A 26,094-nucleotide genomic window follows, 5' to 3' on the forward strand; every position below is an offset into this window, starting at 1 on the left:
CGCCGCGGGACGGACAGCTAGGTTGGGGTCCGTTCAGCGCGACACGTCGTCGCCCGCACGGGAGGGAACCACATGCGCCAGGCAGGACCGTGGCTGCGAGCCGCCGACGGAGCGATGCTGCTGGGACCGGACGGGGTCCCCGCACCGACGGTGTTCGCCGAGATGAGCGCCCTCGCCGCCAGCACCGGCGCGGTCAACCTGGGGCAGGGCTTCCCCGACGAGGACGGGCCGGCCGAGGTGCTCGAGGCCGCGGTGCAGGCGATCCGCGACGGCGTGAACCAGTACCCGCCGGGCCGGGGCACCCCCGACCTGCGGTCGGCGATCGCCGAGCACCAGCAGCGGTGGTACGGGCTCGAGGTGGACCCCGACCGCGAGGTCCTCGTCACCGCCGGCGCCACCGAGGGGCTGGCCGCCACGATCCTCGCGCTGGTCGAACCCGGTGACGAGGTGATCACCTTCGAGCCGTTCTACGACGCCTACGGCGCGCTCATCCGGCTGGCCGGCGGGGTGCACGTCACAGTCCCGCTCACCGCGCCCGACTTCCTGCCCGACGAGCGCACGCTCCGCGCGGCCTTCACCGACCGCACCCGCGCCGTGCTCGTGAACACCCCGCACAACCCGACCGGCCGGGTCCTGCCCACCGAGGTGCTGCAGACGATCGTCGGCCTGGCCACCGAGCGCGACGCGGTGATCATCACGGACGAGGTCTACGAACACCTGACGTTCGCCGTCCCGCACACGCCCATCGCGACCCTGCCGGGTGCCGCGGAACGGACGGTGTCGGTGTCGAGCGCCGGCAAGACCTTCAACACCACCGGGTGGAAGGTCGGCTGGCTCACCGCTCCCCCGGCGCTCGTCGACGCGATCACGACGGTGAAGCAGTACCTGACGTTCGTGAACGGCGCACCCTTCCAACCGGCCGTCGCCGTGGGACTCCGCCTGCCCGACGCGGTGTTCACCGGCATCGCTGCCGACCTGCGCGCGAAGCACGAACTGCTCGCGAACGGACTGACGGCTGCGGGCTTCGACGTGATGCGACCCGACGGCGGCTACTTCGTGCTCGCCGACGCCGCGCCGCTCGGGTACGACGATGCCCGTGCGTTCTGCCTCGAACTGCCCGCGTTGGCCGGTGTCGCGGGCGTGCCGGTCTCGGCGTTCGTCCGCCCGGACCGGGTCTCCGGCTACCGGTCCCTGGTGCGCTTCGCGTTCTGCAAGCGCCGGAGTGTCCTGGAGGACGCCGCCGCACGCCTGGCGACCCTCGGAGCGCGCCCCGGCGCCTGAGACGCGACCGCGTCGGGGACGCGACCGACGCGTCAGGGCTGCCCCGGGCCTCCAGGCAGGGTGCGCAGTGCGACGTCGTAGCGCCGCAGCGACAGCGACGGGTTCACCCGTCGGACGGCGTCGGTGACGGTGGTGTCGATCGTGGCGGTGAGCGTGGTCGGCGAAGCGCCGGCCGAGGCGACCGCCACGCCCGACGGGTCGAGGACGACCGAGCCGCCGATCCCGATCGGCGGCGTCTGCCCGACCCCGACGACCCAGACGGTGTTCTCGATCGCGCGGGCGGTGAGGAGCGTGCGCCAGTGGTGCTCCTTGCCGGGGCCGCGCACCCACTCGGCGGGGAGGACGACGACGTCGGCCGCTCCGGCCTCGGGAGCGGCGAGTCGTCGCGTGACCTCGGGGAATCGCAGGTCGTAACAGGTCTCGAGCCCGACACGGACTCCGCCGAGGTCGAAGACCGGCAGCTGCTCCGGGTCGCCGGACTCGATGCGGTCCGACTCCCGCGAGCCGAAGGCGTCGTAGAGGTGGACCTTCCGGTACGTCGCCGCCAGGTCGCCCGACGGGAGCACCGCGACCAGGGTGTTCCGGAAGCGCTCCGGCGTGTCTGCCGACTCGGCGACCCCGACGATCAGGGCGATGCCCGTTTCGCGGGCGATGTCACGGAGGCCGGAGACGAACGGACCGTCCAGGGGCTGCGCGGCCGCCACGAACCGATCGTCGATGTCGGCGGTGAAGTACGAGGTGTACTCCGGCGTGATCAGGAGCTCGGCGCCACGGGCCGCCGCGTCGACGGCGGCGGTGCGCACGGTGTCGAGGTTGGCGACGGGGTCGTCCACGGGGGCGAACTGCGCCGCCGCGATCGTGAGGGTGGCCATGGGGCGAGCGTACCCGGGGGTCTGCGGCGGGCGGGCCTGCGGCGGGGCGTTCTGCGCTGGGCGTCCTGCGCTGGGCGTCCTCCGCTGGGCGTCCTGCGCTGGGCGTCCTGCGCCGGGCGTCCTGCGCCGGGCGTCCTGCGCCGGGCGTCTCGCGTCTCGTGGCTGGGCGTCTCGCGGTGGGGACACGAAGAAGGCCCCGGTCCTGTTGGACCGGGGCCTTCATGTGACGCTTGGTTGCGGGGGCAGGATTTGAACCTACGACCTCTGGGTTATGAGCCCAGCGAGCTACCGAACTGCTCCACCCCGCGGCACGTTTAGAAGCCTACACGGGGCCGTGGCGGGACACAAATCGAGTGCCCCGCCACGGTGTGTCAGTTGCCGTTCTCGGCTGCCGTGGCGGCCTCGATCGCGTCCTGGAGGCGCTGGTCGGCTTCCGCCGCGGCGACCAGGTCGTTGTCGGCGTAGGCCTCCTGGCGGTCCTGCAGGGCTGCCTTGGCGTCGGCCAGGGCCTCCTGCAGAGCGTCGTTGTCGGTCGAGCCGGAACCCGTCGAGCCGGTCGAGCCGGTCGATCCGGAGCCCGAGGAACCCGTGTCGGAACCGGACCCCGTGTCGGAGCCGGATCCGCTGTCGGAACCGGAACCGGAACCGGAACCGCTACCGGAACCGCTGCCGCTCGCGCCGGAGTCGCCAGCCGCGGCACCGGAGTCGCCGCCGAACAGCGAGTTCAGCGCCTCGTCGAGGGTGTCCTCGAACGCGATCTTGTCCCCGAAGGCCACGAGGACCTTCTGCAGCAACGGGTACGAACCACTCGAGGTCGACTGGACGTAGACGGGCTGCACGTAGAGGAACCCACCGCCGACCGGCAGCGTGAGCAGGTTGCCCTGCTTCACGGTCGAGTTGCCCCGCTTCAGGATGTTGAGCTCCTGCGACACGGTCGAGTCACCGTTGAAGAGGCTCTGCACCTGCCCCGGGCCCGGGATGTTGTCGGTCTTCGGCATCGTCAACAGCGTGAGTTTGCCGTAGCCCGACGCCTTCTCGCCCTTGCCGGCACCACCCGCGTCGGAGTTCACCGCCAGGTAGCCGGTCAGCACGTTGCGGTTGTTCGCCCCGGCCGACTGCTGCGGGATGTAGGTCGTGTACAGCGAGTACGCCGTCCCCTGCCCCGGCACCTTCATCGTCAGGTAGTACGGGTCTTGCAGGTTCGCCCTGTTGGCGGTCGTCGTCGTCTGCGCGCCGAGCGCGTTCGTCGACGTCGCCGCGGTGTCGGCGTCACTGTCCGACGTCGCCGTGCTGGTCGGTTCCTGCGGGGTGTTCCACGCGTCGTCGCCCGAGTAGAACGAGTTGGCGTTGGTCACGTGGTAGGTACCGAGGATCGAGCGCTGCACCTTGAACAGGTCCGTCGGGTACCGCACGTGGTCGAGGAGCTCGGCGCTCATGCTCGACACCGGCTTCATCGACGTCGGGAAGATCTTCTGCCACGTCTTCAGGACCGGGTCCTTCGTGTCCCACGTGTACAGCGTCACCTTGCCCGTGTAGGCGTCGACGGTGGCCTTCACCGAGTTCCGGATGTAGTTCACCTGGTCGGTGCGGTACGTCGAAGACTCGGCGCCGGCGATGCTGTCCGACAGGCTCTGGCTCTGCGAGTACGGGTACGCGTCGCTCGTGGTGTAGCCGTCCACCACCCACTGGATGCGGTGGTCGACGATCGCCGGGTAGGCGTCGCTGTCGACGGTCAGGTACGGCGCCGCCTTCTGCACGCGGGTGATCGGGTCGCGGTCGTAGAGGATCTGCGAGTCCTTGTTCACCGCGTTCGAGAGCAGGATCTGCTCCGACTGGAACTTCGCGGCGTAGACGAGCCGGTTGAAGAAGTTGCCGAGGCTCGGACCGCCGTCGCCGGCGTAGGTGGTGGTCGCGTTGCCGCCGTTGTCGTCGTCGGAACCGGACGGGTAGTCGAGCTCCACGTCCTTCGTGCCCTTCGGAGCACCCACGATCGAGTAGGGCGGCGAGGTCTCACCGAAGTACACGCGCTGCTGGAAGTCGCCCAGTGCACCGTTCGACGGGATGCCGGACTCGAGGAACACCGGCTTGCCGTCGCTCGCGCGCTGGTTGCCGTAGGCCGCGGTGACGCCGTAGCCGTGGGTGTAGACGAACGCCCGGTTGTACTGCGTGTTCGCGGCCGAGCTGAGTCCGGCGAGGTCGATGTCGCGGACCGCGATGACGGTGTCCTCGGTCTCGCCCTTGACGTCGTAGCGGTCGACGTCCAGCTCCTTCGGGAACTGGTAGTACTGCCGGTACTGCTGCAGCTGGCTGAACGTGTCGGAGACGATCTTCGGGTCGATGAGACGGATGTTGGCCGTGGTCTGCGCGTCCTTCGCGAGCGCACCCGAGCTCGTCTCGGTCGTGGCGTCGTAGTTCTGTTCCTCGACACCGGCGACACCGTAGGCGTCTCGCGTGGCCTTGATGTTCCGCTCGATGTAGGCGGACTCGAAGGTGCGCTCCGAGGGCTTCACCTGCAGACGCTGGACGACCCACGGGTAGATGCCGCCGACGACGATCGCGGCGACGAGCAGCAGGCCCGTGCCGACGATCGAGATGCGCCAGCGACCGATGACCGCCGTGACGATGAAGAGCAGCGCGACGATCGCCGCGATGCCCGCCATGATCTCGCGGCCCGGGATGACCGCGTTGACGTCGGTGTACTGGGCACCGGTGATGAGCGAGTTCGACTTCGTCAGCGCCGCGTACTGGTCGAGCCAGAGGCTGACGGCCTGCAGCGCGATGTAGAGCGCCGCCGTGACCGCGAGCTGGATGCGCGCAGCACGGGAGATCCGGACCTCACGACCACCGAAGCGGAGCGCTCCGTAGAGGTAGCTCGCCGCGAGTGCGGCGAGACCGGCGATGAGGACGACGGCCGACGAGTAGGCCACGATCGAGCGCCAGAACGGCAGCTCGAACACGTAGAACCCGATGTCCAGTCCGAACTGCGGGTCGGTCTTGCCGAACGGCGTGCGGTTGAAGTACTCGAGGACCATGCTCCAGCGGCCCGCGGTCGAGAGCCCGGCGAAGATGCCGAGGACCACGGGGATGCCGATCATCACGGCGCGCCGCAGCGGCTCGATGACCTGCTGGTAGCGGTCGAGCTGCGAGTTGAGCTTCGCGTAGACCGGCCGGAACCGGAACGCGAGCGCGATGCTCACGAAGACCGGGACCGCCATGCCGAGGAAGCCCGCCAGGAACATCAGGGTCCCGGCGATCCACCGGGTGGTGAGGACCTGCTGGAAACCGAGCTGCGCGAACCACGCGTAGTCGGTGTACAGGCTGGCGAAGATGAAGAAGGCGATCACCAGTGCGGCCAGCACGATGATCGTGACCACGATGGGGACCCGCGGCGAACGCCGCCCCGAGGTGGACGAGGTTGTCGTCACTTGATGTGCTCCAGACGTGTCGGACCGGCGGGCCCGGCTCGCGGCGGGCCGTCAGTGACACTGATCCTATGGGACCGGACCGAGCGTGAACCTGTACGGGGGCTCAGGAGCGGGTCAGGACCCGCAGCGGGCGAGCTTCGCGGCGCTCCCGCCGTCGGCGATCGTCTGCAGGTCGGTGACGGCCTGGTCGAGCGTGGAGACGCTGTAGACGTCGAGCCCGTCCGGCACGTGCCCGACGACCTCGTCGCAGTTGTCCGCGGGGGCGAGGAACACCGTGGCGCCCGCGTCCGCGGCGCCGTAGAGCTTCTGCCGGATCCCGCCGATGGGGCCGACCTCGCCGGCCGCCGTGATCGTGCCGGTGCCCGCGACGTGCTTGCCGCCGTTCAGCTTGCCCGGCGTGATCTCGTCGATGATCCCGAGCGCGAACATCATGCCGGCGGACGGACCGCCGACGTCCTGCAGGCGGATCGACACCTTGAAGGGGAACTCGTAGCGCTCGGTGACGCCGACCCCGAGCAGCGCCGTGCCCTGCTCGCTGCGCGGCGTCACCCGGACGTCCTTCGTCGCGCCGTCCCGTTCGACGGTGACGGTCGCGGGGCTCGAGGTGCCGTGCTGCGCGACGGCTTCGCGCAGGCTCACCGCGTCGGCGTTGGTCGTGAGCGACTTGCCGTCGAACGCCGTGATGACGTCGCCCTTCTCGATCGCGCCGTCGGCGGCTGAGCCCTCCTGCACGGCGCTGACCTCGAGTTCCGTGGGCAGGTCGTTCCCCTGCTGGATGAGCGCGGCGGCGACGGCCGACTGCTGCGACGCCTGCATGTCGGCGGAGTCCCGCTCGTTCACCTGCTCGGTCGTGGTGCCGCTCGGGTAGATCGCCTCGACCGGGATCACCGCCCGCGACCTGGTGAAGATCGCGCGGATCACGCTCGTCCACGACGGGCGGTTCGTGGCGTCGCCCTGGATGCCGACGGTGAGCATGTCGAGGGCGCCGGCCGTCGGGTACGTCTCGTGGCCCGACACCTGGATGAGCTTGACGTCCTTCGCGTCCTTGCCCGTCCCCTGCTCCTGCGTGCCGATCGTGTTGTAGACCGGCCCGGGGACCTCGATGAGGTACGGGCTGGGCAGCAGGCTCGCCAGCAGTCCCAGCACGACCGCGCCGATCAGGAACGCCCAACCGACGGTCCGGGCACGCGAGCGACGACGGGGCGCGGGGGCGAAGAGGGTCACGCGGGGTCCTTCCGAGGTGGGCACCCGCGCCTGGCGGCAGGGTGGTCGTCCGCGTCTCACGACGGGGCTGTTCGCCCTGGGCGCAGCGCTTCGGGCGTTCCCACGGGGGCATCCCAGGTGCGGCCCCGTGAGCAGCGATTAGCGTAGTCGGCATGCCTGATGAACCACAGCCGGGGCCGGACGACGACTTCCAGGAGATGCTGCGCAAGCTGCTCTCGGGCGAGGGGCAGATCGACCCGTCGCAGCTCGCCGGTGCCGCCGGTCTGCCGAACGACCCGGCCTCCGTGGCGAACCTGATGAGCCAGCTCCAGCGTGCCGCGCAGTCCGGCGGTGACGGCATCGACTTCTCGGCCACCGCGGAACGCGCCAGCGCGATCGCTCGGGACGGCGGCCACCCCGTCGACCCGGCCACCTCGCAGGCGGCCGACCAGGCGTTCCAGGTCGCCGCGCTGTGGCTCGACGAGGTCACGACCGTCGCCGAGCTGACCGCGACCCCGAGTCTCTACACGCGTGAGCAGTGGGCCAAGGCGACCGTCCCGGTGTGGACGCAGATCGCCGAGCCGGTGGCCTTCAGCATCGCCGATGCCCTGACCGAGGCGATCGACCAGCGTGCTCCCGAGCAGCTCAAGGCGATGCTCGGCGACGTCTCGAAGGCGATGCGCGGCATCGGCGGGGCGCTGTTCGCGATCCAGCTCGGCCAGGTCGTCGGGCAGCTGTCGAAGGAGGTCGTGTCCGGCGGTGACGTCGGCGTGCCGCTCCTCGACGAGCAGGTCGCAGCACTCCTGCCCCAGAACGTCGCCGAGTTCGCCGAGGGCCTCGACGTCTCCGAGGACGAGGTCCGCATCTACCTCGCGGTCCGCGAACTCGCCCACGCCCGGCTCTTCCGGTCGGCACGGTGGCTCCGGCTGCACATCATCTCGTCCATCACGGACTACGCGCGGGGCATCCACATCCCCTTCGACCGCGTCGAGGAACTCGCGGCCGACATCGACCCGACCAACCAGGAGCAGCTGCGCGACGCACTCGCCTCGGGTGCCCTCATCCCGCCGCGGACCGCCGAGCAGGACGCCGCGCTCGCCCGACTCGAGACGATGCTCGCCCTGGTCGAGGGCTGGGTGGACACGGTCACCGCCGCGGCCACCGTCCGTCTCCCCAAGGCCGGAGCGATCGCCGAGATGGTGCGCCGTCGCCGTGCGGCCGGCGGCCCGGCCGAGTCGGCGTTCGCGACACTCGTCGGGCTCGAGCTGCGTCCGCGTCGTCTGCGTGAAGCTGCCGCTATGTGGCAGCGGGTGACGGACGAGCTCGGGGCCGAACAGCGTGACGCCCTCTGGTCGCACTTCGACCTGGTGCCGACCTCGGACGACGTCGACGCACCCGATGCCCTCGTCGCACGGCTGCGGAACCCGTCCCAGACCGACGAGGACGACGCGTTCGACAAGGCCCTCGAGGACCTGCTGAACGACTCGACCGGTGCGCGTCCGCACGAGGACGAGTCCGGCCGCGTGGCCGACGACACCGAGGGTGGAGCGGGCGACGAGCCCGGGAACGACACGGGCGACCAGCCCCGCTGAGTTCTCCACAGATCCTCCTGGTGACCCCACGCGTGCCGCGCACTCCGGCACCGTGGGGTCATGGGCATCCGCATCGATCCGACGCTCGAGTTCGTCTGGCGTGACCCCGCCACGGTCCAGCTCGGGGTCGATCCTCCACGCGCGATCGTCGCGGTGCCCACCACGGGGGAAGAACGGTTCCTCAACGGTCTGCGACGCGAGACCGGCCACGACGTGCTGGCAGGCCTGGCGGCCGCGTCGGGGTGCTCGCCGGAACGTGCTGCCGGTGTGCTCGGGGCCGCGTCGCCCGCGGTGGTCGAGGTCCTGCCCGAGCCGCTCGAACGCATCGAGGTGCACGGCACCGGTGTCCTCGCCGACGCCGTGGCGACGTTCCTGTCCGGCGAGGGCGTGACGGTCAGCCGCACCACCGCGCCCGCCGGAGGGCCGATCGTGCTGCCCGAGCCCGAACCACGCCTGGCCGTGGTGGTGGCCGACCACGTCGTCGACCCGGCGCTCCGCGCCGCGTGGACCCGCCGGGGTGTGCCGCACCTGGCGGTCGTCGTCGGCGACGGACGCGTCCGTCTCGGTCCGTTCGTCGTGCCGGGGGCCGGGCCGTGCCTCCAGTGCGCTGAGTACGCACGTGTCGACGACGACCCGGCCTGGCCGGCCATCGCCGCTCAGGTGTGGGGGCGGCGCCCGGCACCGCTGTCACCGTGGCGGGCGGCGGCGGTGGCCGCCGCCACGACGCGGATGCTGCTGGAACGGCTCCCGCTCCGGACGCAACGGGCCGAGCCCGACCAGCTCGTCTTCGAGCGTGACGACCTGTCGGTCAGCCGTTGGCCGGTCCGACCCCATCCGCGGTGCGCGTGCCGAGCGCTTCCAGGAACCGACTCGGAGCCCGGGCTCCCCCACGCGTGGAGCCCTGTTGCGACCACGTGATCGTGACGGAACGGCGGGCTCGGGTCAGCCCGACGTAGAACAGGCGTCGTTCCTCGTCCACCTCGGTGTCGGTCGACGCGTGCGAGATCGGCAGGAGCCCCTCGGCTGCGCCTGCGATGACCACGTGCGGCCACTCCAGACCCTTCGACGAGTGCAGCGTCGCGAGCGTGACGGCATCGACCTCGGGCTCGTGGTGCGTCGCCGCACGGTCCACCAGGTCCTGGGTGAACTGCTGCATCGTCGTGCCGGCGGGGGCGTCCTCGGCCAGGCCCATGATCGCCTGCAGCGCTTCCCACTGCTCACGGACTGCGCCGGTGCCCTCCGGCGGCGTCTCCGTCCAGCCGCTGACCTGCAGCACCAGCCGGACCCGTCGGGTCAGCTCGTCGTCGGTCTGCCGGATCGCCTCGCCGCGCATGTGGTGGACGGCGAGCTTGACCTCCGGGCGGTTGAAGAACCGGGTGCCGCCCTGCACGCGGTACGGGATGCCGTTCCGGCCGAGGGCGGACTCGAGCGCAGCGGACTGCGCCCCGACGCGGAAGAGCACGGCGCAGTCCCCGTAGGACGCTCCGGCCCCGACGAGCTCGGCGATGCGCCGGGCGATGGTCTGTGCCTCGTCGCCGTCGTGGACGCAGGCCAGCACTTCCGGTTCCGGGCCCGGTTCCTGGCTCTGGGCCACCAGGTCGAGCGCGCCGGGCTGGCCGCGCATCAGCGTGTTGGCAGCGGACACGACCTCGCGGGTGGAGCGGTAGTTCCGCTCGAGGCGCAGGACCGACCCGCGAGGGAACTCCGAGCCGAACCCGAGCAGGTAGTCGCTCGAGGCGCCGGCGAACGAGTAGATGGTCTGACTGGCGTCGCCGACGACGCACAGGTCGTCACGGCCGCCCAGCCAGGCCCGCAGCAGGTCGTGCTGCACGGGCGAGACGTCCTGGTACTCGTCGACGACGAAGAACCGGTACTGCTGCCGCACGTACGACGCCACGCGGGGCTCGGACTCGACCATGCCGAGGGTCGCCAGCAGGACGTCCTCGAAGTCGAGCTGCCGCCGGTCGTCCTTCAGTCGCTCGTACGCCTTCATCAGGTCGATGACCCGGCGCGGCGTGGTGTCGCGCGGCATCACCCGGTCGGCGGCGGCGGCCTCGTACTCGTCGAGCGAGAGCATCTGCACCTTGCGCCACTCGACCTCGGCGGCCAGGTCGCGGAGCACCGGGGTGTCGACGTTCATGCCGACCGTGTCCGCGGCGTGGGCGATCATCCGCCCCTTGGACTCGACGATCTTGGGGGCGTGCCCGCCGACGGTGTCCGGCCAGAAGTAGCTGAGCTGCGCCATCGCGGCGGCGTGGAAGGTGCGCGCCTGGACCGTCCCGGCCCCGAGCGCGCGCAGGCGCGACCGCAGTTCGCCGGCGGCACGGGTCGTGAACGTCAGCGCGAGGACGTGGTTTGGCGCGTAGGTCCCGGTGGCGACGCCGTAGGCGATCCGGTGCGTGATCGCGCGGGTCTTTCCCGTCCCGGCGCCGGCGAGCACGGCGACCGGACCGAGCAGGGTGCGGGCGACCGTCCGCTGCTCGGCGTCGAGCGCGGCGAGCAGTTCGTCGGGCGAGGGCGGCCGGGGTTCGACTGCCCCGGCACCCGTTGCACCGCGCGGACCGGTGACGCTCACGGCAGGTCCAGCGGCCCGCCGTACCACTCCTCGATGATGGCGCGGGCGATCGAGGTGCGTCCCGGCAGCAGCAGGGTGTCGCCGGCGCGCTCGCGGATCTCGTCGCGCGAGAACCACCGGACGTCCAGGATCTCCACGCCGTCGGGGCGGGCGGTCGTCGGGTCACCGCCGGCTGCGCGGGCACGGAAGCCCACCATCAGCGACGCCGGGAACGGCCACGGCTGCGAGCCGAGGTACTCGGGCTCCTCGACACGGACGCCGGACTCCTCCCAGACCTCGCGGCGGACGGCGTCCTCGAGCGACTCCCCCGGCTCGACGAACCCGGCCAGCAGCGAGTACCGGTCGGCGTCCCACGCGGCGTTGGAACCGAGCAGGATCCGGTCGTCGGCGTCGACGACCCCGACGATGATCGCCGCGTCCGTACGCGGGAAGAGGTCGTGTCCCTCGGGGTCGCGGCGGACCCATCCGCCGCTCACGACGGCGGTGGGTGAGCCGGTGCGCGGCGAGAAGCCGTGCACGGCGTGCCAGTTGGCCATCGCGACGGCTTCGACCGCCAGGCCCTGGTCGCGCGGCGAGAGCTCGGTGCCGAACATCCGGAGGCTCTGCCAGGCGTCGTCGTCGGGTTCGATGGCGGTCGCCGTCGCGCTGTCGATCAGGGCGGCGACGAAGCGGGTACCCGCCGGGGCATCGGCGGCGTCCGACACCGCACGGCCGAGGTACAGGGTCACGGTGTCGACCGGGATCTCCGTCGCGGTCACGAAGCGCAGGGTGCCGTCGGCGTTCCGGAGCATCTCGGCACCACGCACCGGCAGGTACCGGGTGTGCTCGTCCTCGCGCAGGACCCGCTCGACGTCGTCGGTCGTGCGGAACTCGGCGTCGCGGTCGAGTTCGTTGCGGGAGAGCGGGAGCCGGGCGGCGAACTCGACGGTCACGGCGGGAGAGCTCCTCGGATCGGGTGCGGACGTGCAGGAGACCTGCGGTGGGCGTGCGGGCCGCCGAACAGCGTGGCGTGCAGCCGTGCACGCGACACGCGCCTACCCTGAGGGGCATGGCGGGATCCCAGTTCACTCTAGCCGCGTTGGCGACGACGGCCGTTCCAGGTCTCCTCGTCACGGGCACGCGCACGCTCGGCTCGGCCGCGGCCGGCGACTACGAGTCGGCGCTCCTCCGCGACGCCGACGGCACCGAGATCGTCATCCGCCGCCCCCGGAACCAGCGCGCCGAGGCGCGGCAGTCGGCCGACCTCGTCGCCATCCGCGCGCTGAGCGCCGGCATCCGCACGCGCCTGCCGTTCGGCGTCGCCGAGTACCGCGGCCAGGCGCCGATCGGGTCGACGCGCGCCATCGTCACGACGCGGCTGGCCGGGGCCCACCCGACCCTCGCGTCGCTCGTCGAGCGCCCCGACCTCGCCACCGGCGTCGGCCGTGCCCTCGCCTCGATCCACCAGTTGCCGACGAGCTTCGTCTCCGACGCCGGCCTGCCGTCGCTCACGCCGTTCGAGGTGCTCCGGTCCGCCGTCTCGGTGATGGACCGCGCCGTGGCGACCAAGCTCGTCCCCGCCGCGCTCGTCGAACGCTGGGAGGGTGCCGCCCGCGACCAGCAGCTCTGGCAGTTCACGCCGACCGTCGTGCACGGTTCGCTCGGCACCGGCGCACTGCTCGTCGACGGCGACGCGGTGACCGGGATCCTCGACTGGGGCGAGCTGCGGCTCGGCGACCCGGCGAAGGACCTCGCCTGGGTGCTCGCCGGCCGCCGCGACGCCTTCGACACCGTCCTCAGCGCCTACGAGGCGAACGGCGGCGGACGCGACCGCCAGCTCGCACAGCGTGCACGCGTGCACCACGAACTCGAGACGGCGCACTGGCTGCTGCACGGCGTCCAGGCGAAGAGCACCGAGGTCGTCGACGACGCCGTCGCGATGATGCACCGCCTGGTCGACGCGGTGCACGCCCCGAGTGCGGAACCACTGCAGTCCGTGTCACCCGAGACGATGAAGATCGGCGAGGTGGAGCAGCTGTTGTCCTCCACCGAACGCCGCCACGGCTGACGCTTCGTGAGCAGGAATGGTCGGGTCGCTGCGGCGCACCCGACCATTCCTGCTCATCAACGTGCGGTAGGAGTCGTGGACGCGACCGCCTGGAGGCCCGGCGCGGGTCCGGCGGACCGGCACCGGGCCTCCAGGGCGGAGCGCGACACGGGCGCAGCACGCGCGACGGGCGCGGCGCGCCTTCCGCGCGACGACGGGACGTCAGCGGCCGACGGCCTCGGACCACGCGCGCTCGAGTCCGGCGCGGTCGAGCAGCTCGGTCGGACGGACCTCCAAGTCGTCGGCGACGAAGTAGAACACCGCGTCGACCTGGTCGAGCGGCCGCCCGGTGAACTCGGCGTAGGCGACGCGGTACAACGCGAGCTGCAGGGTGCGGCGGGCCAGGTCGTCCACCCCCGACGGCGCCTTGCCCGTCTTCCAGTCGACCACCTCGGCGCGCCCGTCGATCTCGTACACGGCGTCGAGCTTGCAGACGACGCTGTGGCCGAGGAACGGGATGTGGATCTCGCGCTCGACCTCGATCGGCGTCAGCCCGGCCCACCGTGAGCCAGCGAACGTCGCCTGGAAGTCCGCGAGGCGACGGGCATCGTCGGCGGTGACCACGGCGTCCGGCGACGAATCAGCGAGGTCGTCGGCATCGAGGTCGAGCTCGCCGTCCCACACGTCGAGCGTCTCGAGCGCGCCGCCGCTCCGTGCCCGCTGTTCCACCCACTGGTGGAACAGCGTGCCGAGCCGTGTGGCCCGGTACGGGCGCTCCGGCATCGGCCGGCGGAGCCGCTCGGCCACGGAGTCGGGTTCGGTCAGGTAGTCCTTGAAGCCCGACGCCGGGACCCTGTGCGGGACGGCGACCGCGTGCTTCGCGTTCCGGGTGGCGTGCCGTTCGGCCAGCAGCAGGTCGATGTCCGCAGCGAAGCGCCCCGCAGCACCGGGGTTCGCGTTCCGCACCCGCTCGGCGGCAGCCAGGACCCGCGGCGCACGCTCCCCGAACGGCACGTGCGGCCAGGTCTGGGTCGCGCCGCTCTCCCCCATCGGGTTCTCGTCGTGCACCGTCGTCTCCGGGATCGCCGCACCGTCGATGACGCCGGCGTCCACCAGGTCGCGCAGGTATCGGCTCGGCTCGGTGGGTCGGACTCCGCCCGCCCAGAACGAGCCGGACACCAGCAGGTCGTGCTTGGCACGGGTCAGGGCGACGTAGGTCAGCCGGCGTTCCTCGTCCTCGTTGCGGGCCTTCACCTGTTCCTTGAAGGCGTCGATCGCCGTGGTGACGTCCTTCTGGGTCTCCTGCCCGCGCCATGCGAGTCGCGGCAGCTCGGCGGCGTCTCCACGGAACTCGTACGGCAGTCGGCCGAACCCGAGCCAGCCGGACGAGCCCTCCTGCGGACGCGCCGGCAGGCCGCCCTCGACCATCCGGGGCACTGCGACGGCGTCCCACTCGAGCCCCTTGGACCCGTGGATCGTCAGGATCTGCACGGTGCCGGCCTCAGGCTCCTCGGACCGCGGGCCCATGTCGTCCCGTCGGGCTGCGGCGTCGATCCACCCGAGGAACGAACCGAGGTCGGCGCGGTCGTCGGTCGACACGAAACCGGCGAGCTCGTCGATGAAGGCGTCGAGGTACGCGCCGCTGCCCTGTTCGTGCGCGGCGACCTCGATGTCGAGTCGCATCTCCTGCACGACGAGCGTCACGAAGTCGACCAGGTCGCTCCCCGCGCGTGAGCGGAGCATCGCGAGCTGCCCGCCGAGCGCACGCATCCGGCTGCGACCCGCGGGGGTGATGCCCTCGAGCGCGCCGTGCTCGTCGGGTGCGGTCGCGACGAAGTCGAGCGCGTCGACGATCGACCCGTGCTCCCCGGCAGCAACCGATGCACGGAAGGCCGCGGTCAGGTCGTCGTCCAGCCGCTGCTGGGTGTGATCACGTTGGAACAGCCACCGGGCGAGCTGGTGCAGGGCGACGATGTCCGCCGCCCCGACCCGCCACCGGGCACCCGCGAGCAGCCGGATCAGGTCGTTGCCGGCCGCCGGGTCGTGCAGCACGCGCAGGCACGCCACCAGGTCGACGATCTCCGGACGCTGGAGCAGGCCCCCGGTGCCGAGCACGTGGTACGGCACCCCACGGGCACCGAGCGCCGCCGTGAACGCCGCGAGGTCCTTCCGAGCCCGCAGCAGCAGCGCCATCGAGCCCGCCGGGTTCTGCCTGCGGTGATCCTGGAACCACGCCGCGACCTCGTCGGCCTCTTCCGGCAGGGTCTCGGGGAACACCACCCGCACGGTGCCGGCGTCCGCACCCGGCCGGGGGGAGAGCCGTTCGACGTCGACCTCGGACGCCTCGGACAGCGGCGACACGATCGCGTTCGCCCCCGCGAGCACGTCCACCGGGTTCCGCCAGCTGGTCGACAGCGCGAAGGTGACGGGTTCGGCCACGCCGGGTTCGTCGCCGCCGAAGTCGTGCGGGAACCGGGCAAGGTTCGCGGCGCTCGCACCACGGAACCCGTAGATCGACTGGTGCGGGTCGCCGACCGCCATCACCGAGTGCCCGCGGAACAGCCGGGCGAGGAACCGGGTCTGCACGACCGAGGTGTCCTGGTACTCGTCGAGGAGCACCACCCCGTACCGGCTCCGCAGGTCCGTGACGACGCGTGGGGCCGACTCGGCCGCGGCGAGCGCGAGGGCGATCTGGTCGGAGAACTCCACGAACCCGCGGTCGACCTTCTGTCGTCGGAACTCGGCGACCAGGTCGGCCAGGGGTTCGAGGGCGCCGATCGCGGCGACCGCGTCGGTGATCGCCTTGTACGGCTTGCCGCGGTTGCCGGGGAGTTCGAGCAGCTCCGAGAACTCGATCGCGAACCGGCGCAGGTCCTCCGGCTCGACGAGGTGTTCCGAGGTGGCACCGGCGAGCGCGACCACGGCTGCGGTCAGGGTGTCGACGTCGCGGTCGAGTCCGGCGAGCCGGTCGTCGCGGGCGGCCACCACCACCCGACGGGCGAGCTGCCAGGCCGACGGTTCGGTCAGCACCTGGGACTCGCCGTCACGCCCGACGAGCAGGGCGTTCTCGCGGAAGACCGCGTTGGCGAAGGCATTGTACGTCGAGACGGTGGGTGCCTCGAAGGCGTCACCGGGGGTGATCAACCCCACGTCCTCGAGCGCGCGGATGCGGTCGTTGATGCGGACGGACAGCTCGCCGGCGGCCTTGCGGGTGAAGGTCAGGCCGAGGACCTCGTCGGGGCGGACGAGTCCGTTGGCCAGCAGCCAGACGACGCGCGAGGCCATCGTCTCGGTCTTCCCGCTGCCGGCACCGGCGACGACCAGCGCCGGCACGAGCGGTGACTCGATGACGGCGCGCTGTTGGGCGGTGGGACGAGGGCGGCCGAGGGCGTCGGCGATGGCGTCGGCGCCGTGCCGGATGACGGACGGTGCAGCGGCAACCGTGCCGTCCGCAGCAGCAGCAGCCGTGCCGGTCGCGTCACCCGTGTCGGTCGTGTCCGCCGTGTCGGTCGTGTCGCTCACCAGGTCACCTCCGCCACCACGTGGATCCGGCACTCGACCCCGGTCCGGGCCTTCTCGCAGTGGTCGTCCACGTTCGCCACGAACGTGCGTCCGGCCATGCCCCGCGCCACCCCGTGCAACCGCTCGCGGTAGGCCTCGCGCGCCTCGGCGTCGAACGCGTGCTGCGTCCGCTCGGAGTACGCCTGTCCGCCGCGGGGGTTCTGGACGAAGACCAGCCGGGCGTCGGTCATCGGAGACCCGGCCGGCACGCCCTCGACCGCGCCGTCCTCGACCGCGAGTTGGTAGGCCCCGAGCTGCGGGTGTTCCGGCATGTCGTTCTTCTCGCTGGGCATCGAACGGCCGGTCTTCAGGTCGACGACGCTCACCCGCCCCTCGGGGTCGACCTCGATGCGGTCGATGCTCCCCCGGATCCGGGCGGGCCCGGTCACGAGCGCGAACGAGGTCTCGGCGCCGAGCAGTCGACGGCCGGCGCTGGCGAAGGTGCGGAGGTAGTCGCTCAGCCCCTCGATCATCCGCCGGGTCCGGGCACGTTCGCGGTCGGCGACCCAGGGCGACTCGAACGTGAGCTCGTCCCACCGGGCCTCGACCCGCTCCCACAGCGACTCGACGTCGATCTCGGTGGCGTGCTCCATCGCTTCGTGCACGATCGTGCCGATGCCCATCGCCGGGCTCGGGGCACCGCCGCCGAAGGTCTGCGCGAACCAGTGCACCGGGCACTCCTCGAAGGTGCCGATCCGCGACGGCGACACCGACACGGCCGGGGCGACGGGCTCGCCGCCCTCGACCTCGGGCGCGGGCTCGGCGTCGAGGTCGACCAGGGGGTCGTTCGTGGTCGGTTCGGCGAGCCCGTACCACTCGTCCGGAGCCGCCCCGGGGACCTCGGCCTCGGCCAGGCGGGCCAGGGCGGACGCGGCCTCGTGGTCGCCGGAGCCCACCACCCGGCGGCGCAGCGAGCCGGCGAGCCCACGCAGGGACAGCGGGTGGACGGTTGGCTGACGGTCCGGCGGCACCGGGACGAGTCGGACGAAGGGTGACGGCGACTCGTCGTCGTTCGCGACCGTGCCGATGACGACCTGGGTGGTGGCGCGCGAGACGGCCCGGGCGAACAGCCGGAGTTCGTCGGCGACCACGGCGGCACGGTCGTCGATGGGCGAACGCTCGACCCCGGCGGCGGCGCGGACCAGTCCGTCCGGGTCGAGCAGACTGCCGCGCACCCGCGTGTTGGGCCAGACGCCGTCCTGCAGACCGAGCACCACGACCACGTCGCACTCGAGCCCGATCGTCGCCGAGGGCGTCAGCACCCGCACCCGGCCGGCGGTCCGGTCGGGGCCGATCGAGTCCTCGGGCAGGTCGGCGCCGAGCAGGTCGTCGACGAAGACCCGCGCGGGGGCGTCCGGCGTGCGCTCGACGAAGCGCTTGGCGGCGGTGAACAGGCCGACGACGGCATCCAGGTGCCGGTCGGCTTCCCCGGCGCCGACCCCACCGGCGGCGGACTGGGCGCCCCATGACTTCGCGAGACCGCTGCGTTCCCAGAGGCCCCAGAGGATCTCCTCGATGCTCGATCCCGCCTGGGCGTCGGCACGCGCCTGCACCAGGCTCCGGGCCAGCCGGGTCGCTCGTCGTGCGAACCCGGCGTCCACCGTCGCCAGGCGCTCCGGTGCGCCCAGGGCATCGACCAGCAGTTCGTCGGCGGTGCGGCTGCCGTCGCCCGCGAGTTCCTCGCGCCGCAGGGCGAGCCGGAGCCGACGCATCGCCAGGGTGTCGAGGCCTCCGAGGGGCCCCGTGGCGAACGCGGTGGCCAGGGCGGCGTCGAGCGGCAGGACGTCGAGCGCCACCGCAGCCGCGTCGAGCAGCGCCCGCGCCGCGGAGTCGTCGCGCGGACGGACGGGCGCGGCACCGGCGGTCGCCGGGACCTCGGCCACGGAGAGTGCCCGGACGAGTTCGGGGATGGCAGCACCGCTCCGGGTGACCACGGCCATCCGGTGCCACGGCACGCCGTCGAGCAGGCGGTGTTCGCGCAGTCGACGGGCGATCGCCACGACGAGCGCGGACCGGCTGGCGGCCTCGAGGTGCACGACGGCGTCGGACCGCGCATCCTGGTCGCCTGCCGACGCGCTGCGCTGCCGACCGGCCGCCGCGGTGCCGATGCGACCCGTGACGCCGGTGACCAGGGCACGGATCGGCGCGGGGTGCCGGTGCACCGCGCCGAGGAACAGCTCGTCGACGCGGTCCACCCCGAGGCGCACGGCCAGTCGACCGAGCACGTCCGGTTCGGCGCCGCGGAACGCCGAGGCGGCGATGTCCGGGTCGCCGAAGGCCACGACCTGCACGCCGGAGCGCGCGAGTGCCCCGAGGAGCGCGATCTCACCCTCCACCAGTTCCTGCGTGTCGTCGACCACGACCAGGCGCAGGGCGGCGATGCTCGCGGGGAGCTCGTGCCGCAGCACCGCGGCGGTGGCGTACGCCACGAGTTCGCCGGAGTCGAGCCCGGTCGGCCGGAACGCGGTGACCGATGCGCGGTAGTCGTCCACGAAGTCCCCGACGGCCCGCCACTCGGGCCGTCCGAGCTCGTCGCCGAGTTCCCGCATGTCGTCGGGTTCGACGCCGGCGGCCACCGCACGCATCATGACGTCGCGCAGGGCGGTGCGGAACCCCGCTCGCTCACGGACGACGGCGGTGATGGGGTCGGGCCAGGTCGGTCCGGCTCCGTCGAGTTCGTGGCCGGCGAGCAGGTCGGCGATGATCCGGTCCTGCTCCCCACCGGTCAGCAGCGTCGGGGGTTCCTGCCCCTGTACCGACGCCGCGTGGGTGACGATCTGGAACGCCAGCGAGTTCACGGTGCGTGCAAGGGCACCCGGCACGACCCGGTCGACCGCCCGAGCGAGCCGGTCACGCAGCGCCGTCGCGGCCGTCCGCGCCGAGGTCAGGGCGAGCACCGTCGCGTGGCCGTCGGGGGTGATCGCGTCGGGACGGGACAGCCGGTCTGCGACGAGCCGTGCGAGCGTGGTCGTCTTGCCGCTGCCCGGCGCACCGATCACCGCGGCGTGACGGCCGTCCGGCAACGCGAGCACCGCGGCCTGCGAGGGGTCGTCGACCAGTGCGCGCGCGAACCCGGTGTCCTCGGGAGCGGGCATCAGCATGGTCTGCGGCACGCTCGTACGGTACCCAGGACCGCCGACAGCACCGCTGCGGACGCGCGGGGCACCGGTCGTCACGCCGTGGAGTGCGCCCGCGGCGAACGCCCGATGCCGCACGGGACCGCTCGGATACGCTGTGCTCGTGGACATCAAGATCGGCATCATCAACAGCCCCCGCGAGATCGCCTTCGAGACCGCCCAGACCGCGGACGAGGTCGAGAAGGCCGTGTCCGAGGCGCTCACCGCCAAGTCGACGCACCTGTCGCTGCAGGACGACAAGGGCCGTCGCTTCATCGTCCCCGTCTCGGCCCTGGCGTACGTCGAGGTCGGCGCGGAAGAGGCACGGCGCATCGGCTTCGTCGCCTGACGACGTGGAACTGCTCTTCGCCGTCCTCGGCGGCGTCATCATCGGTGCGGTCGCGCACGTGATCCTGCCGTGGCGGTCGAACCGTGGCGTGCTCGTCGGCCCAGCGGTCGGCGGCATCGCCGCAGCAGTGCTCTGGGAAGCGCTGACCTGGGCCGGGTGGCGGTACGACGGCACCTGGATCTGGGTCGTGGCCCTCGTGGGGTCCGGCGTGGTCGTCGTCGTCGTCGAGTGGCTCCTCGGCACGCAGCGCGACAAGCGCGACGCCGAGTACTACGAGCAGCTCAAGACGCGCGGCGCCTGACGCTCGAGCAACTCAGACGCGCGGCGCCTGACGCTCGACCGCTCAGGCCGTCAGACCGAGCGCGTCCATCCGTCGGGTGTGCGCGGCGATGAGTTCGGTCCAGACCGGCTCGAGCCGCTCCTGGTCCTCTCGGGCGTGCGACGCCAGCGCCGACCGGGCGACGAGCAGGGTGTCGCCCACCAGACGTCGTCCCCACATCGCCAGACGCGAACCGATCCGCGGGTCGTTCTCGATGTGAGCCGTCAGCTCCTCGACGACCGCTGCTTCCTCGCGCGCGTCGAACACCGACCGCAGTCGCTGCCGCACGTCCGTTGGCAGGGAGCGGAGCAGGTTGCCGAACAGGTCGTTCAGGATGCCGGCCGTCACGTAGCCGGTCAGCATCGACTCGTACCAGTCGGCGCCGCTCGTCCGTTCGAGGAACAGGTCGATCGCCTCGCGGTGCGGGGCCATCAGCGCCGCCGGGTCTCCGCCGCTGCGCTCGATCTCGGCCACGATCGTGCGGTGCCGCTCGAGCGCCGTGGTCGCGAGGACCCCGGTGACCAGACGGCCGGAGAGCGTCGGTGCCGAAGCACCGGCTCGTCCCATCGTCTCGTAGACGGAGAGCTGCAGGTATGCGGCCTGCCCCAGGTAGACGTCGAGCTCGGGGGTGACGTCGTCGAGCGCGAGCCGCTTGACCTGCGCAGCTCCGCGCGGGTTCCGCGACGCGAGCCATGCTGCAGCGAGCTGCGCCGCGCGCTTCCGGTTCCACCACGACACCACCCGACCAGCATAGAGGGCGCGCCCCGTGGGACCCGCCGGTCGCCCCGCTCGGCGCCCGGACCGGACCGCCCGACTCCCCGAAGCACCCCGCCGCGCCCCGGAGGACGGCCCCGTCGGTAGACTGGCCCGGACTTCCACCAGAACTAAGGTGATTCTTTGACTTTCTCAGACCTCAACATCGACCAGGACATCGTCGATGCACTGGCCGGCAAGGGCATCATCGAGCCCTTCCCGATCCAGGAACAGACCATCCCGCTCGGCCTGACCGGCCAGGACATCATCGGCCAGGCCAAGACGGGTACCGGCAAGACGCTCGGCTTCGGCCTGCCGCTGATCCAGCGACTCGGTGCCGACCCGGCGCACGGCGTGAAGGCGCTCGTCGTCGTCCCGACCCGTGAACTCGCGGTCCAGGTCACCGAGGACCTCGAGCTCGCGGCATCGAACCGCCCGACCACGGTCGTCTCGATCTACGGCGGCAAGGCCTACGAGGGCCAGGTGGAGCAGCTCAAGGCCGGCGCCCAGATCGTCGTCGGCACGCCCGGGCGACTCATCGACCTGCAGCGGCAGCGGCTCCTCGACCTCTCCCACGTGCAGGAGGTCGTGCTCGACGAGGCCGACCGCATGCTCGACCTCGGGTTCCTCTCGGACATCGAGCGCATCTTCCAGGCCGTCCCCGAGGTGCGGCACACGATGCTGTTCTCTGCGACGATGCCCGCGCCGATCGTCGCCCTCGCCCGCCGGTTCATGAGCCGTCCGGTGCACATCCGGGCGACCGACCCGGACGAGGGCCTCATGCAGGCCAACATCAAGCACCTCATCTACCGTGCGCACTCCCTGGACAAGGACGAGGTCATCGCCCGCATCCTCCAGGCCGAGGGCCGCGGCAAGACCGTGATCTTCACCCGCACCAAGCGTGCCGCGGCGAAGCTCGTCGAGGAACTGAAGGACCGCGGGTTCAACGCCGCAGCGGTGCACGGCGACCTCAACCAGGAGCAGCGCGAGCGCGCGATGGCGGCGTTCAAGGCCGGCAAGCGTGACGTGCTCATCGCCACCGACGTCGCCGCCCGCGGCATCGACGTCGACGACGTCACGCACGTGATCAACCACACGATCCCGGACGACCCGGACACGTACCTGCACCGCGCCGGCCGCACGGGCCGCGCCGGCAAGACCGGTATCGCGGTCACGTTCGTCGACTGGGACGACCTGCACAAGTGGACGCTGATCGACAAGGCCCTCGAGTTCGGCATCCCCGAGCCCGTCGAGACCTACTCGTCGTCGCCCCACCTGTTCGAGGAACTCGACATCCCCAAGGGCACCAAGGGCCGTCTGCCCGGCTCGTCGTCGCACGCCGCCTCGGCTGGCGCCCCCGTCGAGAAGCGCACCAGCGACCGCCCGGCCTCGGGTTCGCGTGACGCGTCGCGTTCGCGGTCGCGCAGCCGCACCCGGTCAGGAGGCTCGGAGCAGTCCGCCCCGCAGGCTCCGGCCACCGAGTCGGTCGCCCCCACCACCGCGGCGGGCACCGAGGACGGCTCGGCCGTCGAAGGTGGTTCCACCACCGACGGCGCCGCGAAGCGTCGTCGCCGTCGCCGCCGTCGCGGAGCCGGCACCGGCGATGCCTCGGCGACCGCCTCGGCACCGCAGGGTACGTCGGACGGCGAGTAGCGCCTCCAGACCGAAGGGCCCGTCGCTGACGCGACGGGCCCTTCGTCGTCTCCACCCGCGGACCGGCGTCACGCGCGCAGCGACAGTTCACGCGGACGCCGACGCGTGGACTGTCGGCCAGGACGAAGACTCAGTGGCCAGTCGCTCGGTCTGCGGTCAGGACAGGCGCGAGCCGGGTCCGACCACGGGGGCGCTGCCCGTCGCCTCGGACACGATCGCGTCGAAGGAGACGCGTGCGGTGCGGTGCTCCCCCAGCCGGTTCGGCTTGCCGGTGCCGTGGTAGTCGCTCGAACCGGTGACGAACAGGCCGTAGCGCGTCGCCCAGTCGAGCAGGGTGCGCTTGCCGTGTGCCAGGTTCTCGCGGTGGTCGACCTCGAGCCCGCCGAGCCCGGCGTCGACCAGGTCGCGGAGCATCGGCTCGTCGATGACGATGCCGCGCGAGGACGCCGCCGGGTGCGCGATGACGGGCACGCCGCCGGCCTGCCGGATGAGTTCGACGCCGCGCAGGGGCGACGGTGCCTCGTGGGGTTCGTAGTAGCCGGACGCCGGGTGCAGGATGCCGCGGAACGCCGCGGACCGGTCGGACTCGAGCCCGCGGGCGACCAGGGCGTCGGCGATGTGCGGACGGCCGATCGTGGCACCGGGGCTGGACTGGGCCAGGACGTCCGCCCAGGTGATCGGGTGGTCCTCGGCGATGCGGTCGACCATGCGGTGCGCGCGGGAGAGCCGGCCGTCGCGGATGCGGGTCGTCTCCTCGACCAGTCCGGGGTGCTCGGGGTCCACCAGGTAGCCGAGCACGTGCACGCTGCGGTAGCCGATGCGGGTGCTCAGCTCGAGGCCCGGCAGCAGGGTCAGGGGCAGCTCGTGCGCCGCGGCCGTGGCGTCCGCCCACCCCGCGGTCGTGTCGTGGTCGGTCAGCGCGACGGCGTCGAGTCCGGCGGCCGCGGCCGCTCGGACGAGCTCCGCGGGACGCTCGGTGCCGTCGGAGACACTGGAGTGCGCGTGCAGGTCGATGAACGGGTCTGGCACGTGGCCAATGCTATCCACAGGTGAGCGGCCGCACAGGCCGGGTGTCCCCGGGCGATGCGATGATGGACGCATGGCCGACACGACTCCCCGCGCGACGAGCAACCGATCCACGACCCCCGGGTCCTCGACCTTCAAGGACTTCATCGGGTCGCAGTGGGCAGAGCGCTCGGAAGCGCAGCCCGAGCCCCGCGAGCAGGCCGCGTTCGCCGCCGAGCGTCGCGCGCGCATCTCCGAGCTGCACCCGGGCCGCACGATCGTGGTGCCGGCCGGGCAGGCCAAGGTCCGCTCGAACGACTGCGACTACCCGTTCCGCCCGCACTCCACCTTCGCGCACCTGACCGGTTGGGGCACCGACACCGTGGTCGGCTCCGTGCTCGTGATGACGCCGAACGGCTCCGGCCACGACGCCACGCTGTACTTCCGTGCCACCGCGGGCCGCGACTCGGAAGAGTTCTACGCCAACCCCGAGATCGGGGAGTTCTGGGTCGGGCCGCGCCCCTCGCTCGACGCCGTCGCCGCCGACCTCGGGCTGGCCACGGCCGACCTCGGGGCGTTCTCGGCCGTCGCCGACGCACTCGACGCGTCGGCGCTGCTCGTGCGTGAAGCCGACGACGACCTGACCCGTTCCCTCGACGCCCGCATCGGCGCGGCGATCGGTGGCGCGGACGAGACCGAGGGGTCGCCGGCCACCGACGACCTGCTCTCCCGTGACCTGTCCGAGCTGCGACTCGTCAAGGACGCGTACGAGGTCCGTGAACTCCGCAAGGCCGTCGACGCCACGAAGCACGGGTTCGACGACGTCATCGGCGACTTCGACGCCGTGCTCGCGCACCCGCGCGGTGAGCGCATCGTCGAGGGCACGTTCAACCGCCGGGCGCGCGCCGACGGCAACACCGTGGGCTACGACACCATCGCCGCCTCCGGCCACCACGCCTGCATCCTGCACTGGACCCGCAACGACGGCGCCGTACAGCCGGGCGACCTCATCCTCATCGACGCCGGGGTCGAGGTCGACTCGTTCTACACCGCCGACATCACCCGCACGCTCCCGGTGAGCGGCACGTTCTCCCCCGTGCAGCGGATGGTCTACGAAGCCGTGCTCGAGGCAGCCGACGCCGCGTTCGCGATCGTCAAGCCGGGCATCACGTTCCGCCAGGTGCACGCCACCGCGATGGAGGTCATCGCGCGCAAGACCGCCGAGTGGGGCTTCCTGCCGGTCTCGGCCGCCGAGTCGCTCGAGCCGGACAACCAGTTCCACCGTCGTTACATGGTGCACGGCACGAGCCACCACCTGGGGCTCGACGTGCACGACTGCGCGAAGGCCCGTCGTGAGATGTACCTCGACGGCACCGTGCAGGCCGGCATGGTCTTCACGATCGAGCCCGGGCTGTACTTCCAGCAGGACGACCTGACCGTGCCGGAGGAGTTCCGCGGCATCGGTGTCCGCATCGAGGACGACATCCTGGTGACCGAGGACGGCGCCGAGAACCTGTCGGTCGGCATCCCCCGGACCCCCTCGGAAGTGGAGGGGTGGATCGCCCGCTCGGGCCGCTAGCCTGATCGGGTGACCATGCCCGAGGCCTCCCCGAACACCATCTCGATCGAGGTCGAGCACTTCGACTCCCCCGACGCCCAGCGACTCCGCGCCGCCCAGCGCCTGGAGATCGACCGGGCGCACGGCGGCGACACCGAACCGGGTGAGAAGCCGACCGCCGAGTCGATCGCGGTGTTCTTCGTCGCACGCGACGAGTCCGGGACTCCCCTCGGCTGCGGGGGCCTGCGCATCGTCGACGACGGCATCGCCGAGATCAAGCGGATGTACGTCCGGCCGGAGTCCCGCGGGTCCGGCGCCGCGGCTGCGTTGCTGCGCCGGCTGGAAGAAGCGGCGCTCGACCTCGGGTCCCCGGCGCTCGTCCTCGAGACGGGCACGGAGCAGCAGCGCGCCGTCGGGTTCTACCAGCGCGAGGGGTTCCGGCGGATCGCGAACTTCGGGCCCTACGTCGGGGCGCCCCTGTCGGTCTGCTTCTCGAAGGTCCTCTAGCCGGCCCGAGCCTGCCCGCGCGCAAGCCCGCCGTGCGCGCCCGAGCCCGCTCGGCTCTCGGTCACGACGTGCCGTCGGCCCGAGGCCGAGCGGTCACGAACCGTCGTCTGGGCCGGCGCCGAACGACGATCTCTGACCGCTCGAGGCCGTGCGCGCGGGGTGTTGCGACCTCCCGGACCGCCCGACCGTCCGGACTCGGCCAGCGAGGTCGCACGAAGTGCCGCCCGCGGAGCTCGGGGACGACAGTTCGTGCGACCTCGGCGAACGCGAACGGCATGTCGAGCGATCTCGCACGACCC

The 26,094-nt window shown here is 72.1% G+C and carries 18 protein-coding genes and 1 tRNA gene; 9 read left to right on the forward strand and 10 right to left on the reverse strand.

Going from position 1 to position 26,094, the window contains the following annotated elements:
- The first annotated feature begins 72 nt into the window (after positions 1 to 72).
- Positions 73 to 1,281 carry an aminotransferase class I/II-fold pyridoxal phosphate-dependent enzyme gene (locus tag BIU91_RS10800; protein WP_071405451.1) on the forward strand — a complete coding sequence of 403 codons (1,209 nt, stop codon included), beginning with the start codon at positions 73 to 75 and terminating at the stop codon, positions 1,279 to 1,281.
- 32 nt (positions 1,282 to 1,313) lie between these two features.
- Here BIU91_RS10800 and BIU91_RS10805 read toward each other — a convergent pair whose 3' ends face one another.
- From BIU91_RS10805 to BIU91_RS10820, 4 genes are all read right to left on the reverse strand, one after another.
- Positions 1,314 to 2,153, reverse strand: coding sequence for a carbon-nitrogen hydrolase family protein (locus BIU91_RS10805; RefSeq protein ID WP_071405452.1), 840 nt, complete (start codon positions 2,151 to 2,153; stop codon positions 1,314 to 1,316).
- Positions 2,154 to 2,384: 231 nt separating this feature from the next.
- Positions 2,385 to 2,461, reverse strand: a tRNA-Met gene (locus tag BIU91_RS10810).
- A 63-nt stretch (positions 2,462 to 2,524) separates the two neighbouring features.
- Positions 2,525 to 5,527: a UPF0182 family protein gene (locus tag BIU91_RS10815; protein WP_171907815.1), complete on the reverse strand. Its 3,003-nt coding sequence runs from the start codon at positions 5,525 to 5,527 to the stop codon at positions 2,525 to 2,527.
- 165 nt (positions 5,528 to 5,692) lie between these two features.
- Complete coding sequence (locus BIU91_RS10820) at positions 5,693 to 6,802, reverse strand: S16 family serine protease (protein WP_071405453.1); 1,110 nt, start codon at positions 6,800 to 6,802, stop codon at positions 5,693 to 5,695.
- Between the two features lie 152 nt (positions 6,803 to 6,954).
- Here BIU91_RS10820 and BIU91_RS10825 point away from each other — a divergent pair, with 152 nt between their 5' ends.
- On the forward strand, positions 6,955 to 8,373 hold the full coding sequence (locus BIU91_RS10825; RefSeq protein WP_084741096.1) for a zinc-dependent metalloprotease: 1,419 nt from the start codon (positions 6,955 to 6,957) through the stop codon (positions 8,371 to 8,373).
- Positions 8,374 to 8,433: 60 nt separating this feature from the next.
- Positions 8,434 to 9,291 (forward strand): TOMM precursor leader peptide-binding protein, encoded by an 858-nt coding sequence (locus tag BIU91_RS10830; protein WP_071405455.1) that lies wholly within the window; start codon positions 8,434 to 8,436, stop codon positions 9,289 to 9,291.
- On the opposite strand, the gene BIU91_RS10835 is transcribed toward BIU91_RS10830, so the two are convergent.
- Both BIU91_RS10835 and nudC read right to left on the reverse strand, forming a co-directional pair.
- Positions 9,182 to 10,948, reverse strand: a complete 1,767-nt coding sequence (locus BIU91_RS10835; RefSeq protein ID WP_171907816.1) for an ATP-dependent helicase — start codon at positions 10,946 to 10,948, stop codon at positions 9,182 to 9,184. The two genes, BIU91_RS10830 and BIU91_RS10835, sit on opposite strands and share 110 nt — an antisense overlap.
- Positions 10,945 to 11,880 (reverse strand): NAD(+) diphosphatase, encoded by a 936-nt coding sequence (gene nudC / locus BIU91_RS10840; RefSeq protein WP_071405456.1) that lies wholly within the window; start codon positions 11,878 to 11,880, stop codon positions 10,945 to 10,947. The genes BIU91_RS10835 and nudC overlap by 4 nt, the downstream gene beginning before the upstream one ends.
- Before the next feature lie 116 nt (positions 11,881 to 11,996).
- On the opposite strand from nudC, the gene BIU91_RS10845 reads away from it, so the two are divergent.
- Positions 11,997 to 12,995 (forward strand): phosphotransferase, encoded by a 999-nt coding sequence (locus BIU91_RS10845; RefSeq protein WP_071405457.1) that lies wholly within the window; start codon positions 11,997 to 11,999, stop codon positions 12,993 to 12,995.
- A gap of 201 nt (positions 12,996 to 13,196) precedes the next feature.
- On the opposite strand, the gene BIU91_RS10850 is transcribed toward BIU91_RS10845, so the two are convergent.
- Positions 13,197 to 16,496, reverse strand: coding sequence for an ATP-dependent DNA helicase (locus BIU91_RS10850; protein ID WP_253183737.1), 3,300 nt, complete (start codon positions 16,494 to 16,496; stop codon positions 13,197 to 13,199).
- Positions 16,493 to 19,648, reverse strand: a complete 3,156-nt coding sequence (locus tag BIU91_RS10855; RefSeq protein ID WP_171907817.1) for a UrvD/REP family ATP-dependent DNA helicase — start codon at positions 19,646 to 19,648, stop codon at positions 16,493 to 16,495. The genes BIU91_RS10850 and BIU91_RS10855 overlap by 4 nt, the downstream gene beginning before the upstream one ends.
- 127 nt (positions 19,649 to 19,775) lie before the next feature.
- Here BIU91_RS10855 and BIU91_RS10860 point away from each other — a divergent pair, with 127 nt between their 5' ends.
- Together BIU91_RS10860 and BIU91_RS10865 are read left to right on the forward strand one after the other, a co-directional pair.
- Complete coding sequence (locus BIU91_RS10860) at positions 19,776 to 20,000, forward strand: DUF3107 domain-containing protein (RefSeq protein WP_031259670.1); 225 nt, start codon at positions 19,776 to 19,778, stop codon at positions 19,998 to 20,000.
- A 4-nt stretch (positions 20,001 to 20,004) separates the two neighbouring features.
- Positions 20,005 to 20,301: a hypothetical protein gene (locus BIU91_RS10865; protein WP_071405458.1), complete on the forward strand. Its 297-nt coding sequence runs from the start codon at positions 20,005 to 20,007 to the stop codon at positions 20,299 to 20,301.
- 42 nt (positions 20,302 to 20,343) lie between these two features.
- Here the strand turns inward: BIU91_RS10865 and BIU91_RS10870 are convergent, their stop codons facing one another.
- Positions 20,344 to 21,057: a ferritin-like fold-containing protein gene (locus tag BIU91_RS10870; protein WP_253183738.1), complete on the reverse strand. Its 714-nt coding sequence runs from the start codon at positions 21,055 to 21,057 to the stop codon at positions 20,344 to 20,346.
- A 159-nt stretch (positions 21,058 to 21,216) separates the two neighbouring features.
- On the opposite strand from BIU91_RS10870, the gene BIU91_RS10875 reads away from it, so the two are divergent.
- Complete coding sequence (locus tag BIU91_RS10875; RefSeq protein WP_071405459.1) at positions 21,217 to 22,725, forward strand: DEAD/DEAH box helicase; 1,509 nt, start codon at positions 21,217 to 21,219, stop codon at positions 22,723 to 22,725.
- Positions 22,726 to 22,881: 156 nt separating this feature from the next.
- Here the strand turns inward: BIU91_RS10875 and BIU91_RS10880 are convergent, their stop codons facing one another.
- Entirely contained in the window at positions 22,882 to 23,754 is an 873-nt protein-coding gene (locus tag BIU91_RS10880) for a PHP domain-containing protein (RefSeq protein WP_071405460.1), read from the reverse strand.
- Positions 23,755 to 23,824: 70 nt separating this feature from the next.
- Here BIU91_RS10880 and BIU91_RS10885 point away from each other — a divergent pair, with 70 nt between their 5' ends.
- Both BIU91_RS10885 and BIU91_RS10890 read left to right on the forward strand, forming a co-directional pair.
- Complete coding sequence (locus BIU91_RS10885; RefSeq protein WP_071405461.1) at positions 23,825 to 25,309, forward strand: aminopeptidase P family protein; 1,485 nt, start codon at positions 23,825 to 23,827, stop codon at positions 25,307 to 25,309.
- A 15-nt stretch (positions 25,310 to 25,324) separates the two neighbouring features.
- The gene (locus BIU91_RS10890) at positions 25,325 to 25,795 is read left to right on the forward strand and encodes a GNAT family N-acetyltransferase (protein WP_071405472.1); all 471 of its coding nucleotides are present in this window, start codon (positions 25,325 to 25,327) and stop codon (positions 25,793 to 25,795) included.
- The last annotated feature ends 299 nt before the right edge of the window (positions 25,796 to 26,094 follow it).

Origin of the sequence: Curtobacterium sp. MMLR14_002, assembly GCF_001864975.1 — a bacterium.
In the GTDB taxonomy this organism is placed as follows: Bacteria; Actinomycetota; Actinomycetes; order Actinomycetales; family Microbacteriaceae; genus Curtobacterium; species Curtobacterium flaccumfaciens.